General features: G+C 69.5%; 15 protein-coding genes. 3 read left to right on the plus strand and 12 right to left on the minus strand.

What is annotated here, in order from left to right; all coding sequences use genetic code 11:
- Positions 1 to 164: 164 nt before the first annotated feature.
- From CV103_RS16355 to CV103_RS16370, 4 genes are read right to left on the minus strand one after another with little or no spacing between them, the layout of a single operon-like run.
- Positions 165 to 1,337: a GNAT family N-acetyltransferase gene (locus CV103_RS16355; RefSeq protein WP_425443890.1), complete on the minus strand. Its 1,173-nt coding sequence runs from the start codon at positions 1,335 to 1,337 to the stop codon at positions 165 to 167.
- Positions 1,300 to 2,070 (minus strand): glycerophosphodiester phosphodiesterase family protein, encoded by a 771-nt coding sequence (locus tag CV103_RS16360; RefSeq protein WP_041864896.1) that lies wholly within the window; start codon positions 2,068 to 2,070, stop codon positions 1,300 to 1,302. Before CV103_RS16360 ends, CV103_RS16355 begins: the two co-directional genes overlap by 38 nt.
- Positions 2,042 to 2,509, minus strand: a complete 468-nt coding sequence (locus tag CV103_RS16365; protein ID WP_070932090.1) for a RidA family protein — start codon at positions 2,507 to 2,509, stop codon at positions 2,042 to 2,044. Before CV103_RS16365 ends, CV103_RS16360 begins: the two co-directional genes overlap by 29 nt.
- Before the next feature lie 31 nt (positions 2,510 to 2,540).
- Positions 2,541 to 3,446, minus strand: coding sequence for a DMT family transporter (locus CV103_RS16370; RefSeq protein ID WP_170112656.1), 906 nt, complete (start codon positions 3,444 to 3,446; stop codon positions 2,541 to 2,543).
- Positions 3,447 to 3,547: 101 nt separating this feature from the next.
- On the opposite strand from CV103_RS16370, the gene CV103_RS16375 reads away from it, so the two are divergent.
- The gene (locus CV103_RS16375) at positions 3,548 to 4,237 is read left to right on the plus strand and encodes a phytanoyl-CoA dioxygenase family protein (RefSeq protein ID WP_342749173.1); all 690 of its coding nucleotides are present in this window, start codon (positions 3,548 to 3,550) and stop codon (positions 4,235 to 4,237) included.
- A gap of 15 nt (positions 4,238 to 4,252) precedes the next feature.
- Here the strand turns inward: CV103_RS16375 and CV103_RS16380 are convergent, their stop codons facing one another.
- The 3 genes from CV103_RS16380 to CV103_RS16390 are packed head-to-tail and all read right to left on the minus strand — an operon-like array spanning position 4,253 to position 6,063.
- The gene (locus tag CV103_RS16380) at positions 4,253 to 5,137 is read right to left on the minus strand and encodes an alpha/beta hydrolase (protein ID WP_107395572.1); all 885 of its coding nucleotides are present in this window, start codon (positions 5,135 to 5,137) and stop codon (positions 4,253 to 4,255) included.
- A gap of 36 nt (positions 5,138 to 5,173) precedes the next feature.
- Complete coding sequence (locus tag CV103_RS16385) at positions 5,174 to 5,797, minus strand: HAD family hydrolase (protein ID WP_107395573.1); 624 nt, start codon at positions 5,795 to 5,797, stop codon at positions 5,174 to 5,176.
- Positions 5,794 to 6,063 carry a DUF3572 family protein gene (locus CV103_RS16390; RefSeq protein ID WP_070932098.1) on the minus strand — a complete coding sequence of 90 codons (270 nt, stop codon included), beginning with the start codon at positions 6,061 to 6,063 and terminating at the stop codon, positions 5,794 to 5,796. The genes CV103_RS16385 and CV103_RS16390 overlap by 4 nt, the downstream gene beginning before the upstream one ends.
- 41 nt (positions 6,064 to 6,104) lie before the next feature.
- Between CV103_RS16390 and CV103_RS16395 the strand changes: the two genes are divergently transcribed.
- Positions 6,105 to 6,467 carry a response regulator gene (locus tag CV103_RS16395; protein WP_015459130.1) on the plus strand — a complete coding sequence of 121 codons (363 nt, stop codon included), beginning with the start codon at positions 6,105 to 6,107 and terminating at the stop codon, positions 6,465 to 6,467.
- A gap of 126 nt (positions 6,468 to 6,593) precedes the next feature.
- On the opposite strand, the gene rpmG is transcribed toward CV103_RS16395, so the two are convergent.
- Entirely contained in the window at positions 6,594 to 6,761 is a 168-nt protein-coding gene (gene rpmG / locus CV103_RS16400; RefSeq protein WP_015459131.1) for a 50S ribosomal protein L33, read from the minus strand.
- Between the two features lie 242 nt (positions 6,762 to 7,003).
- Between rpmG and CV103_RS16405 the strand changes: the two genes are divergently transcribed.
- Positions 7,004 to 7,246, plus strand: a complete 243-nt coding sequence (locus tag CV103_RS16405; RefSeq protein ID WP_015459132.1) for a hypothetical protein — start codon at positions 7,004 to 7,006, stop codon at positions 7,244 to 7,246.
- A 16-nt stretch (positions 7,247 to 7,262) separates the two neighbouring features.
- Here the strand turns inward: CV103_RS16405 and CV103_RS16410 are convergent, their stop codons facing one another.
- Genes CV103_RS16410 through uxaC form a run of 4 tightly spaced genes read right to left on the minus strand, consistent with a single transcriptional unit; the run spans position 7,263 to position 12,280 of the window.
- A complete protein-coding gene (locus tag CV103_RS16410; protein ID WP_107395574.1) occupies positions 7,263 to 8,159 on the minus strand; it encodes a polysaccharide deacetylase family protein in 897 nt (298 codons plus the stop codon).
- Positions 8,156 to 9,382: an SGNH/GDSL hydrolase family protein gene (locus tag CV103_RS16415; RefSeq protein ID WP_107395575.1), complete on the minus strand. Its 1,227-nt coding sequence runs from the start codon at positions 9,380 to 9,382 to the stop codon at positions 8,156 to 8,158. Before CV103_RS16415 ends, CV103_RS16410 begins: the two co-directional genes overlap by 4 nt.
- Positions 9,383 to 9,386: 4 nt before the next feature.
- On the minus strand, positions 9,387 to 10,868 hold the full coding sequence (locus CV103_RS16420) for a mannitol dehydrogenase family protein (protein WP_107395576.1): 1,482 nt from the start codon (positions 10,866 to 10,868) through the stop codon (positions 9,387 to 9,389).
- Positions 10,865 to 12,280, minus strand: a complete 1,416-nt coding sequence (uxaC, locus tag CV103_RS16425; RefSeq protein ID WP_107395577.1) for a glucuronate isomerase — start codon at positions 12,278 to 12,280, stop codon at positions 10,865 to 10,867. Before uxaC ends, CV103_RS16420 begins: the two co-directional genes overlap by 4 nt.
- Between the last annotated feature and the right edge of the window lies 1 nt (position 12,281).

The following is a 12,281-nucleotide window of genomic DNA, read 5'->3' on the forward strand; positions in this document are numbered from 1 at the left end:
TACGATCAGACCAGACAACCGATCCTACCGGCCATCATAGTCGCCGCTCAACCGGCCATCGTAGTTGTCGCCGCGCAGGCGATGAGCGAGCCGAGAAGGGCGAACAGAGCGAGGATGCGATTCATGCGCCCGCCCTTAGCCGCAACAGATGACGATTTGAAACGTCAGCTCCGCCTGAACGGCCCCATTTCGGCGAGCATTTCGATCTCGTCGTCAACGGCCCGGCGCTCGGCGGCCAGATAGTCGGCCACGGCGCGGCGGAAGCCGGGATCGGGAATGAAATGGGCGGACCAGGTGGCGACCGGCTCATAACCGCGCGCCAGCTTGTGCTCGCCCTGCGCGCCGGCTTCCACCCGGGCGAGGCCGCGGGCGATGGCGGCATCGATCGCCTGATAGTAGCAGAGCTCGAAATGGAGGAAGGGCACCTCCTCCGTCGCGCCCCAATAGCGGCCGTAGAGCGTGTCCCCGCCGATCAGGTTGAGCGCGCCGGCGATCGGCCGGCCATCGCGCAGCGCCAGCATCAGCAGCACCCTGTCCGCCATCCGCTCTCCCAGCGCGGAGAAGAAAGCGCGGGTGAGATAGGGGCGGCCCCATTTGCGGGCGCCGGTATCCTGATAGAAGGCCCAGAAGGCGTCCCAATGCGCCTCGGTAAGATCGCCGCCGGAAAGATGGACGATATCCAGCCCCGCGACGGCGGCGGCGCGTTCCTTGCGGATCGCCTTGCGCTTGCGGCTGGCCAGCGCGCCCAGGAAATCGTCGAAGCAGCCATAACCCTGGTTGGCCCAGTGGAACTGGCGGTCCGACCGGATCAGCCAGCCGGCGGCCTCGAACAGCGGCACCTGATCGGGCGCGACGAAGGTGGCGTGCGCCGACGACAGGCCGTTCTGGCGGACGACGGTTTCGATTGCGGCGACCAGCGCCGGGGCGGCCGCCGCCTCGCCATCGCGCAGCAGCAGGCGGGGGCCGGGCACGGGGCTGAAGGGTGCCGCGATCTGGAGCTTGGGGTAATAACGCCCGCCGGCCCGTTCCCAGGCATCCGCCCAGGCATGGTCGAACACATATTCGCCCTGGCTGTGGCTCTTGCCATAGGCCGGGGCGATCGCGGCGGGGCGCCCGTCCGCGCCGTCCACGATGATCGGCAGGGGCTGCCAGCCGGTGCGCGGGCCGACGCTGCCCGAATCCTCCAGCGCGGAAAGGAAGGCATGCGACACGAAGGGATTGCCCGTGCCGGCGCAGGCATCCCAATCGGCGGCGGGAACGGCCGAGACGCCATCGGCCATGCGCGCGACGATATCGCGATCAGCCAAGGGGATGCTCGTGGATCGGGGCGTCGGCATGCGCGGCGACGGTCGCTTCATCGGCGTCGGTCCGCACCGTCCAGCTCAGCACCGGAATGCCCCGGCGGCGCTGGGCTGCGGCGAAGGGGGAGGGCAGATCGCGCACGTCATAGGCGAGGAAATCGGGACGCGCCCGCCAGAGCGCAAGATGGCGGCGCAGGCGGCCCGGCAGGTTCCGGTCCTTCTCCTCCGTCACCACCAGCCCGCGCACGATGGCCGGCGCATGGATGGAGAACCAGCGGGCCACTTCGGGGTTGAAGGACATCACGGCAACCGCGCCGGAATAGCCGGCAAGCGCATCGCGGACGGCCGCGCAGAGGCGCGCCGGCCGGCGGTGGCGGCTCTTGACCTCGATCAGCAACGGAACGCGGCCGGCGATGAGGCTGAGGATTTCTGCGAGCGTCGGCAGCGTCTCGCCATCGCTCCCTGCGAGCGCGATCCGGCCGAGTGCTGCGGCATCGAGATCGGCCAGCGCGCCCGATCGGCCGGTCAGCCTGTCCAGCGTGGCATCGTGGAAGACGATGGCCTGGCCGTCCGCCGATTGCTGGACGTCGAGCTCGATCCCGTCGCCATGGGCGATGGCGGCGGCGAAGGCCGCGCGGCTGTTCTCCACCCGGCCGCGCCCATGGAGGCCGCGATGGGCGAAGCGGCGGCCTTTCAGGAAGGCGATCCGCTCCGCCGCGGGCGCCGGCGCGAACAGCGCGTCAGGCAGGCCGGACGGCAACGACCGCATCGACCTCGACGCAGGCGCCGAGCGGCAGCACCGGCACGCCGACGGCCGAACGGGCATGGCGGCCGGCATCGCCGAACACGGCGGCCATCAGTTCCGACGCGCCGTTGGCGACCTTGGGCTGATCGGTGAAATCGCCGGTGGAGGAGATGAAGGCGCCGAGCTTGACGATCCGCTCGACGCGATCCAGATCGCCGCCCAGCGCCGCCTTGATCTGCGCGATCAGCATCAGCCCGCAGCGTTCGGCGGCGGCGCGGCCGCCCTCCACGTCGACATCCTCGCCGAGCCGGCCGGTCATCAGCGATCCGTCCGCGCGGAACGGCAATTGGCCGGAGATGTGGAGAAGCCCGTTCGCCTCGACGGCCGGCACATAAGCGGCGACGGGGGCGGCGGGCTGGGGAAGGGTGAGGCCGAGTTCGGCGATGCGCGCTTCGATGCTCATGCCCGCCTCTTCCGCCGCCGGGCGCGTTGCGTCAAGGGGCGGGGCGCCGCTGGAGCAGCGCCGTCATGCCGATGCCGCCCAGGATCAGCGCCATGCCGGCGAGGTGATAGCCGTGCAGCGGCTCGTCCAGCAGCGCGGCGGCAAGGCCGGCGCCGAACAGCGGCATCAGGCTGATCGTCTGCCCCGCCCGGCCGGCGCCGATCATCTCGACGGCGGAATTGAACAGATAATAAGCGATCAGCGACGGCAGGATCGAAACATAGGCGAAGGCCCCGATCACCGCCGGGCGCCAGTGGATCGGCGGGGCGGCATGCCATTCCCACACCGCCAGCGGCAGCATCGCCAGCGCCGCGATCAGGAAGGTGGCGAAGAGGAAACTCGCCTGGCTGATCGCCGGCCGGATGCGCAGCAGGCTGGTATAGATCGACCAGGCGAGCACTGCGCCCAGGATCAGGATATCGCCCTTGCCCAGCCGGAACCCGGCCAGCACGCCGAGATCGGCATGAGTGACGACCAGCAGCACCCCGATCGTCGACAAGGTGACGCCGGCCACCTGCCACCCGCCGGCCCGGTCGTGGAAGAACAATGCATTGCAGACGAGCACCAGCGCCGGCGTCGCGGCTTGCAGCAGCAGGCCATTGGTCGCGGTGGTGTGGTGCAGGCCCCAGTAAAGCAGCCCGTTGAAGCCGGAGACGCCGATCAGCCCCAATGCCAGCACCGGCTTCCATCCCGCGATCAGCGCCGCCTTGTCCCGCACCAGCCCCCGCCAGGCGATCGGCAGCAGGATGATGAGCGCCCCCGTCCAGCGGACGAAGGCGAGGGTGAAGGGCGGAATATCATCCCTGACCGCGCGGCCGACGATGGAATTGCCCGCCCAGAACAGCATGACGAAGGCCAGCATGGCATAAGCGCGAAGGGCGGGAGAACGCTCGGTCATGTCGGTTGCGTAGCGGGAGAAAGGGCGCGGAGCCAGCGGGTTGGCGCGGATTCGATCCATCGGCATTGCGCCCCGGCCTATGTCCCTTCTACCAAGGGGCAATGGCTTTGCTTGTCGATGGCAGCGCGGACATGCGCCTGGAGCGAGACGGCGCGCAGTTATTCCCCGAAGCGGCGCGCGGCGATCTGGCGGCACTTCGCGCTATTCTTGGCCGGCTGCCTGCGGACCATGCGGGGCTGCGCCTGAACGGTATCGCGGCGCTTTCGCCCTTCCTGTCCGCCGGCGGATCGATCGGTTCGGTTGCGGCCGGCCATCTGGGCCGCGCCAGCCGCCCGGTGAGGGCCATTCTTTTCGACAAGTCTCCGGCCATGAACTGGGCGCTGGGATGGCATCAGGATCGGACGATCTGCGTCGCCGAACGCCGTGACGTGCCCGGCTTCAGCCCCTGGACCGTGAAGCGGGGCATGCATCATGTGGCGCCGCCGCCATCGTTGCTGGCCGGGATGGTCACCTTGCGCGTCCATCTGGACGACGTGCCGGAAACCAATGCGCCGCTTTTGGTCGCGCCGGGATCGCACCGGTTGGGCAAGCTGCTGGAAGCCGATATCGCGGGAGTGGTGAAAGCCTGCGGCATTCGCGCCTGCCTGGCGGATGCCGGTGACGTCTGGCTCTATTCAACTCCCATATTGCATGCGTCGGACGCGGCGACGCACTCCGGCCGGCGGCGGGTGCTGCAGGTCGACTATGCCGCCGTGGACTTGCCGGACGGCCTGCAATGGCTGGGCGTTTGACCGATCGTTCCCGATCTATCGCCCCCGGTGCCGGGTGAGGCAGGCTGGGGTCCGGGCGGGGGGATGATCGGTGAGGCGCCAGCCTTCGGGGAGGGTGGCCGGAAGGGCGGCGAGGCGGTCTTCGGCGATGAGGCGGATCGTGTCGGCGATGGCGGGGCCGAGGACCGGCATGTTCGGCTTGTGGGTGGCGCCCGGCATGGTGACGAGGAGCGCGCGGTTGCAGGCGGCGGCCAGCAGGCTTTGCGCCTGGGGCAGGGGGACGACATCGTCCGCCGTGCCGTGGAAGATCACCACCGGCGGGGCGACGGCGGCGATGGCTTCGCGATTGTCCCAGCGATCGAGGAGGAAAGGGCGGGCATAATCGGGCGCGACCTCATCCAGCGCGGCGAAGGGCTCGATCAGGACGACACCGGCTACCGGCGCGCGGGTGGCCAGTTCGAGCGCGACCGCGCCGCCGAGCGAATGGCCGACCAGGAAGATGCGGGCGTCCGCGCCGTGGAGTTGCCGGGCGAGCGCGATGAAGGCCGCGCCGTCCCTCATCAGCCCTTCGCGTGAGGGCGAGCCCGGATTGCCCGCGAAGCCGCGATAGGAGGCGACGAGGACGGCCGGCCCCTTGCCCGCGAGATATTGGGCATATTTGGCGCCCACGCCCTGATGCGCCCGGCGGCCGTGGAAGAAGAGGATGACGTCATGGTTGCCCGGCTTTCCCGCCCAGTGGAAGCTCTGGAGGGCGATGCCGTCGGCGGTGGTGGCGCGGACTTCCGCCGGCGGCGATTTCGTCCAGTCGGCGATCGCGACGATATCCGTGCGGGGCTTGTAGAGATTCTGCCGGACGAAGCCCGCGCAGCCGCCGAAGGCGAGCAGCGCGGTGAGGAGGAGAAGGCGGAGGCCGGTCCGCACGGGCGCCCCCCGCTTCCGCCGCCGCCTCGCGCGGCCTCAGGCGGCGGCCCGGGCCGCCAGCCGATCCAGCACCCAGGTCTTGGCGGACACCCAGTCGTCGATGCGGGCATGGGCGTGCGGGGCGGCCGGGATATGGGGCGCCATGCGGGGTTCGGCGACGAGGTGGAGGCGCCATACGTCCGGCGCGTGCTTCGCGACCGATTCGTGATGGACGGCAAGGTCGTCCACGAACACGGTGGCGCCGGGGCGCAGTTCCTCGATCAGGCGGGCGACCGGCCGGCCCTTGCCGCCGCTGTTGCAGAGCACGCGATGGCGGATGCCGAGCGATTCCAGATGGGCCATGCGGTGCGGGCGGCAATGTTCGCCGATATTGGTGAGGACGACGATGTCGGCATGCTCGGCGATCTCGCCCAGCGCCTCGATCGCATGCGGCACGGGCGTCTGCCGGTGCATCTCCGTCTGGAAGAAGGCGTCGAGCAGGGGCCACGCCTCCTCCGCGGGAACGGTCGAGCCGTCGGCGCGCCGGGTCATGGCGTTGAAGGTATCGTGCCGATCTAGCGCGAAATCGATGCCGTGCGCCTCATCGAGCCAGGCGCCGAAATGGGAGGCCATGTGCAGCAGCACTTCATCGCAATCGGTGACGAGCAGGGGACGGTTCATGCTTCCATTTCCATGCGGGCGGCGATCAACGCCTGGGGTGGGACATCAAGGGCGGCGGCGCAGGCGATCAGATCCGGCTCATGCCCTTCGAGGAAGGCCAGGACGGCGGCGAGCAGCGCCCGATCGTGGATGCGGCGGCGCAGCTCATCCGGGCCGATGCCGGTGAGCGCCAGGAAGCGATCGGCCCGGTCCGGCTCGCCAAGCGTCCAGGCGAGCGCGTTGAGGGCGATCGCGGCGCGGTCATGATTTGTTTCCGGTCCCGGCATAGTTTACAATCGTCCGCGGGTGTAGCGTGGTGGGGCGGCCTGTGTCCAAGAAAGTGCTCGTTGTCGAGGACAACGAACTCAACCTCAAGCTGTTCTGCGATCTGCTGCGCGCGCATGATTATGTGGCGGAGCCGGTGCGGGACGGGCGCGAGGCCGTGGACGTGGCGCGCAGCTTCGGCCCGGACCTCATCATCATGGACATCCAGCTCCCCCATGTCAGCGGGATCGAGTTGATCGAGCAGCTGAAGGCGGATGATGGGCTGCGGACCATTCCGATCATGGCGGTGACCGCTTATGCCGGCAAGGGCGACGAGGATCGCATCCGCGCCGCCGGGGCGGAAGCCTATGTCTCCAAGCCGATTTCGGTGATCCGCTTCGTGGAGGCGGTGGAGGCACTGGTCTGAGGACCGGCGGACGATCGACGCGGGCCAGACGACCGAAGCCCGGCCCACGCGCCCGATCCGCGATCGGGGCATGGCCGGGCATCGAACGATCCGCAAGCGCAAGGCGGGGTGACCCCGCCCGCCGGCTTACTTGATCTTGGCTTCCTTGAATTCCACGTGCGCCCGCTTGACCGGGTCATACTTGCGGAAGCTCAGCTTCTCGGTCTGGGTGCGCGGATTCTTCTTGGTCACGTAGAAGAAGCCGGTGTCGGCCGTGCTGACGAGCTTGATCTTGACGGTGGTCGGCTTGGCCATGACCCTTTGATCCTTCGAATTCTGCTGCTGCGTGCCGGGTGGCACGAAAAAATAAGGCGACGTCACCGCCGCCTGATTCCATCGGCAGGGCCAATGCGGCAGGCGGAGCCGAAAGTCAAGCCGAAGGGCGTCAAAGCCCCACGGCGCGCCGTTTCGCTTAATCCAACGCTAATCCTGAACCGACATGATGGCCGGCAGGAGGAAGAATCATGGCTTCGTTACGCCGAATCGAATCAGCGGCCATGGCCGGTGTCGAAGACGAGTTGAAGGCGCGCATCGCCCAGATCGACCGCGACATGCGGCTGCTATCCGTGGGCGAGCTGCGCCGCCGCGCGGATGCGATTGCCGAAGTGGCGCGGGCGAACGGCATGGAGCCGCTGGGCCGGCTGGCGGCCGATCTGGGCGATACGCTGCAGCGTTCGGGGCGCGGCGCGGGCGTGCGATCCTGCCTAGACGGCATGCGCGCGGCGATGGCCGGGCGCTGAGCCGGCCGAAACGGCGTCAGAGGCAGAGCTTTTCGATCCCTTCCCCCGGATCGTCATGGACGGGGGGAGCGAGGCCCTGCCCCGTCATCCGGCCTTCGAGGCTGGCGGCGCGCGCCGGCAGGCGGGGATCGACGTCGCTGGCATAGGCCGGATCGCGTTCCGCCCGGTCGAGCGGCACGAAGCGGACATTCCGCGCCGCATAGAGCGCGAGCAGGCGCGGCAGCATATGCGCGTCGGACGCGCCCGCGTGCATCAGCAGCACATAGGGTATGTCGCGGCCGTAGAGCGACTTCGCCATCGATCGGCTGCGGATGATCGCGGCATCGGCGACGGCGAGGAAGCTGTGCTCAAGCGTGTCGATCGCGGCCTTGTCGCCTCTGGCGAGGCAGCGGGCATAAGGCGCGTTCCAGCGATAATCGCCGAAGCTCATCGTAACGGCGGCGATGTGGTAGCCGCGGGCGGCCAACAGGCGGCGGATGGCGGCGCGGCGCGCGGGCGTTCCGCCTTCCGCCAGATAAGGGAAGCGGAACCAGCGGCGCCCCGGCTTCATGCCCCATCGTTCCAGAAGCGGCTCGTTGCGCTCGATTTCCGTGGCGACGGCGGCGTCGTCGAGGGAATCGAGGCGGGCGTGCGACCAGCCATGGTTGCCGAGCGGATATCCGGCGGCGCGCCAGGCGGCGAGCACCTTCTCCGTCGCCGGATCGCCTGCCGTGGCGGCGCCGTTGACGAAGCCATGGACGGCAGGCACGCGCGCCGCCTTCAGCGCGGCCAGGATGCGATCGGCGACGGCGAGCGGGGTTTCCCCGGCCGGCAAAGGCTGGTGGACGGGAAGATCATCGAAGGCGATCGCGATTTCCGGGCCTGGCGGTCGCGGTGCGGTGGCCGCCAGCAGCAGCGCGGCCGTGATCGTCATTTGCCGAACAGGCCCAGCGGCACGGCATCGGCCATGGCGCGATAGCCCGCCGGCGAGGGGTGCAGGCCGTCGCCCGAATCATAATCGGCGCGCAGGTGATCGGGCCGGGTGGGATCGCGGGTCGCGGCGTCGAAATCCACCACGGCATCGAAATTGCCGGGCGTTCGGATCCAGGCGTTGATCGCCTGACGGTCGGCTTCGGCACCGGCATCGGGATGATAATATTCCGATCCGCCATAAGGCAGGATCGTGGCGCCAATGGCCTTCACGCCCGCCGCCCGCGCGCGGGCGACGATCTGCGCATAGGTGGCGGTGATGCGGTGGACGAGATCGGCGCGCTGGGCGGGCGTGGCCGGCGCCTCGCGCGCCAGCCCGCCGAGATCGTTCACGCCTTCGAGCAGGACCAGATAGCGCACGCCGGGCTGGGCGAGGACATCGCGATCGAAGCGCGCCAGCGCGTTGGGGCCGAGCCCGTCGATCAGCAGCCGGTTGCCGCCGATGCCGTGGTTCAGCACCGAGAGATGGCGCGTGGCCTGTGACGCCTGGAGGCGCTGCGCCAGGATATCCGGCCAGCGATCGTTGGCATTGGTGGTCGATCCGGCCCCGTCGGTGATCGAATCGCCGAGGGTGACGATGGCGGCCGATCCCTTTCCGGCGGCCACGTCGATACCGGCGATCTGATACCAGCGGTCGACCGTTTTGGCATCCGGCAGCTCCGCCGCGTCCACCTGGTCGCCATGGACGAGGTAGCTGGTGGTGCGCGATCCGGGATGGCCGGTCTGCTGCGCGGGCGGATCGGGCAGGTGGAAGCTGATCGCGACGCTGCCGAGCGGCGGCACGGCAAGATCGATGGGATCGGAGAGCCAGCTTGCGCCCGCCGGGACGATCACATCCTGCCGGCCGGCGAAGGTGACGATGCGGCCGCGCGCGGCATCGATCCGCGGCGATCCGGGCCGGCCGGGGGCGACATGGACGCGGGAGAAACGCAGCGGCGCCGTGCCGAAGGCGTTGGAGAGGCGGACGCGGATGGTCTTGCCGCCGGGCGAGAGGCGGACGATCTGCCGCAGCGTCGCATCGCGCAGATCGGCGGGGTCGAGCGCGTTGCGCGGCTCGGGTATCTGTTGCGACGCGGCCCAGCTTCCCACCCAGCGTGCCTCCTTCGAGATCGCGGGGGAGGCGGCGATGGCGCGAGCGAGGGCCAGCCCGGTCAGGAAGCGCTTCATGCGGTCACGGCCTTTCCTTGGAAAGCAGGGAGGCGATCGCCGCGCGCGATCCCGCCTCGCCGAGCAAGGCGAGATGGCGGGTCAGTGTGGCGCGGAAGCCGGCATCGCCTGCGAGCCGGGGCGGAAAGATCGCCTCGATGGCGAGCAGTGCCGCCACCCGATCGGCCGGCGATGCGGCACCGGCAAGCCTTGCCGCCGTCACCGCCGCCAGCGGATCGTCGACGGTGAAGATGGCGCCGCTGTCGTCGCGCCCGCCCTGCCAGCGCATCCATGCGGCCACGGCCAATGCGAGCGCCTCCACGGGCAGGCCGCGATCGAGCCGCGCGGCGATCGGGGCGAGCAGCCGTTGCGGCAGCTTCTGCGATCCGTCCATGGCGATCTGCCGCGTGCGATGCTGCAGCGAACTGTTGGCGAAACGCGCCATCAGCGCGGCGCGATAGACCGGGATATCGAGGCCCGGCGGCGGGGATAGCGTGGCGGCCGCCTCATCCCACAGCGCCTCGACGAAGCCGCGCCCTTCGGCAAGGCCGACGAACTGGTGGACGAAATCCACGCCGGCCAGCCCGCCCAGATAGGCGATACCCGAATGGGCGCCGTTCAGCAGCCGCAGCTTCGCTTCCTCCCATGGCGCCACCGATCGGGTGATCTGGGCGCCGAACCGCTCGAAATCGGGCCGTTCGCCGGCGAACCGATCCTCGATCACCCATTGGGAGAAAGGCTCGGTCTTCACCATCGCCTGGTCCTCCAGCCCGGTGCGGGCGGCGAGGGCTGCGATATCCTCGTCCCGCGTGGCCGGCACGATGCGGTCGACCATGGTTTCCGGGAAGGCGCCATGCTGCGCGATCCAGTCGCCAAGGCTTGCGTCATGCTGCGCAGCAATCGCCAACACGGCGGCCCGCAGGCGGGAGCCGTTATGCGGCAGATTGTCGCATGAAATGGCGGTGAAGGGCGCGAGGCCGGCCGCGCGGCGGCGGGCGAGGGCGGCGACGATGAAGCCGGGGGCGGTGCGCGGCGCGGCAAGATCGCGCAGATCGGCCGCGACATCGTCATCACCGGCCAGCAACGCGCCGGTCGCGGGATCGAGCTTATAGCCTTTTTCGGTCACGGTAAGCGTGACGATGTGGACGCCCGACGCGGACATCGCTGCCACCAGCGCGGCGGGATCGCGCGGCGCCACCAGCACCTCCCGGATCGCGCCGATCACCCGCACGTCCTCCGCCGCGCCATCGCGGACGACGAGCGAGTAGAGGCCGTCCTGCGGCGCCATCTGGTCGTGCACGGCAGGCGATCGCAGTGACGCGCCGATGATCCCCCAGCGAAGATCGCCGGCGGCCAGCGCCGCATCGAACAGCGCGGCCTGGTGCGCGCGGTGGAAGGCGCCGATGCCGATATGGACGACGCCGGTGGCGATCGCCCCGCGATCATAAGCCGGCCGCGCGATGCCGGGGGGGAGCAGGTCGATGGTCGTCGCGGACAGGCGCGTCACAGCCTGTAGGCCTTCTTCACCAGATCATAGGTGAGGGCGCGGGCCAGCTCGTGCGCCTCATCCTCCTCCAGCCGATGCTCCGCCACCAGCCGGGCGAGAAAGCCGCAGTCCATCCGCCGCGCGACATCGTGCCGCGCCGGAATGGAAAGGAAGGCGCGGGTATCGTCGTTGAAGCCGACCGTGTTGTAGAAGCCGGCTGTCTCCGTCACCTGCTCGCGGAAGCGGCGCATGCCTTCGGGGCTGTCGTGGAACCACCAGGGCGGGCCGAGCCGCAGCGCCGGATAATGGCCGGCGAGCGGCGCCAGCTCGCGCGCATAGGCGGTCTCGTCCAGCGTGAAGAGGATGATGGTGAGATCGCGTTCGTTGCCGAACCGGTCCAGCAGCGGCTTCAGCGCCTCGACATAGCCGGTGGGCACCGGGATATCGGCGCCCTTGTCGCGCCCGAACCGGCCGAGCAGCGCCGGATTGTGGCTGCGGTGGACGCCGGGATGGATCTGCATGACCATGCCGTCCGCCACGCTCATCCGCGCCATTTCGGTGAGCATGTGGGCGCGGAACAGCTCCGCCTCGGCCGGCGTCACCGGGCCGGAACGCACGCGGGCATAGAGCGCCTCGATCTCGGCGCGGGGCAGGTCCGCCGTGCGGGCGCTCGGATGGCCGTGATCGGTGGAGGTGGCGCCCGCCGCGCGGAAGAAGGCGCGCCGGTTCTCGTGCGCGCGCAGATAGCCGGCGAAGGTGGAGATATTCTCGCCGGCCACCTCGCCGAAGCGGATCAGGTTGCCGGCAAAGCCCGGATGCTCCGGGTCCATCACCGGATCGGGGCGGTATGCGGTGACGACGCGGCCATGCCAGCCGCTTTCGCGGATCGCGCGATGATGCTCCAGCGGATCGAGCGGGCTTTCGGTGGTGGCGATCAGCTCGATCCCGAACCGGTCGAACAGGGCGCGCGGGCGGAAGGCGGGGGTGGGAAGCGCGGCCGCGATCACATCGTAATAATGATCGGCGGTGGCGGCCTCCAGCCGGATGTCGATGCCGAATATCTCGGCGAACACCCAGTCCAGCCACAGCCGCGAAGGCGTGCCGCGGAACAGGTGGTAATGGCTGGCGAACAGCCGCCAGATCGCGCGCGGATCGGTCTCGGTGGCGCTGCCGTCCGCCGTGGGCACGCCCAGCGCCTCCAGCCCCACGCCCTGGCTGTAGAGCATGCGGAACACATAATGATCGGGCACGATCAGCAGCTCCGCCGGATTGGCGAAGGGCTGGTCGTAGGCGAACCAGACCGGATCGGTATGGCCGTGCGGGCTGACGATCGGCAGGTCCTTCACGCCGGCATAAAGCGCGCGGGCGATGGCGCGGCTGCGTTCGTCGGCGGGGAAGAGGCGGTCGGGGTGGAGGCGCAGCGGATGGGTCATG

This window comes from Edaphosphingomonas fennica, from assembly GCF_003034225.1.
Taxonomy (GTDB): Bacteria; Pseudomonadota; Alphaproteobacteria; order Sphingomonadales; family Sphingomonadaceae; genus Sphingomonas_E; species Sphingomonas_E fennica.

Coding starts and splice junctions, on each gene's coding strand:
- CV103_RS16355 (WP_425443890.1), bottom strand. CDS start 1,337: ATGCCGACGCCCCGATCCACGAGCATCCCCTTGGCTGATCGCGATATC.
- CV103_RS16360 (WP_041864896.1), bottom strand. CDS start 2,070: ATGCGGTCGTTGCCGTCCGGCCTGCCTGACGCGCTGTTCGCGCCGGCG.
- CV103_RS16365 (WP_070932090.1), bottom strand. CDS start 2,509: ATGAGCATCGAAGCGCGCATCGCCGAACTCGGCCTCACCCTTCCCCAG.
- CV103_RS16370 (WP_170112656.1), bottom strand. CDS start 3,446: ATGACCGAGCGTTCTCCCGCCCTTCGCGCTTATGCCATGCTGGCCTTC.
- CV103_RS16375 (WP_342749173.1), top strand. CDS start 3,548: ATGGCTTTGCTTGTCGATGGCAGCGCGGACATGCGCCTGGAGCGAGAC.
- CV103_RS16385 (WP_107395573.1), bottom strand. CDS start 5,797: ATGAACCGTCCCCTGCTCGTCACCGATTGCGATGAAGTGCTGCTGCAC.
- CV103_RS16390 (WP_070932098.1), bottom strand. CDS start 6,063: ATGCCGGGACCGGAAACAAATCATGACCGCGCCGCGATCGCCCTCAAC.
- rpmG (WP_015459131.1), bottom strand. CDS start 6,761: ATGGCCAAGCCGACCACCGTCAAGATCAAGCTCGTCAGCACGGCCGAC.
- CV103_RS16405 (WP_015459132.1), top strand. CDS start 7,004: ATGGCCGGTGTCGAAGACGAGTTGAAGGCGCGCATCGCCCAGATCGAC.
- CV103_RS16410 (WP_107395574.1), bottom strand. CDS start 8,159: ATGACGATCACGGCCGCGCTGCTGCTGGCGGCCACCGCACCGCGACCG.
- CV103_RS16415 (WP_107395575.1), bottom strand. CDS start 9,382: ATGAAGCGCTTCCTGACCGGGCTGGCCCTCGCTCGCGCCATCGCCGCC.
- uxaC (WP_107395577.1), bottom strand. CDS start 12,280: ATGACCCATCCGCTGCGCCTCCACCCCGACCGCCTCTTCCCCGCCGAC.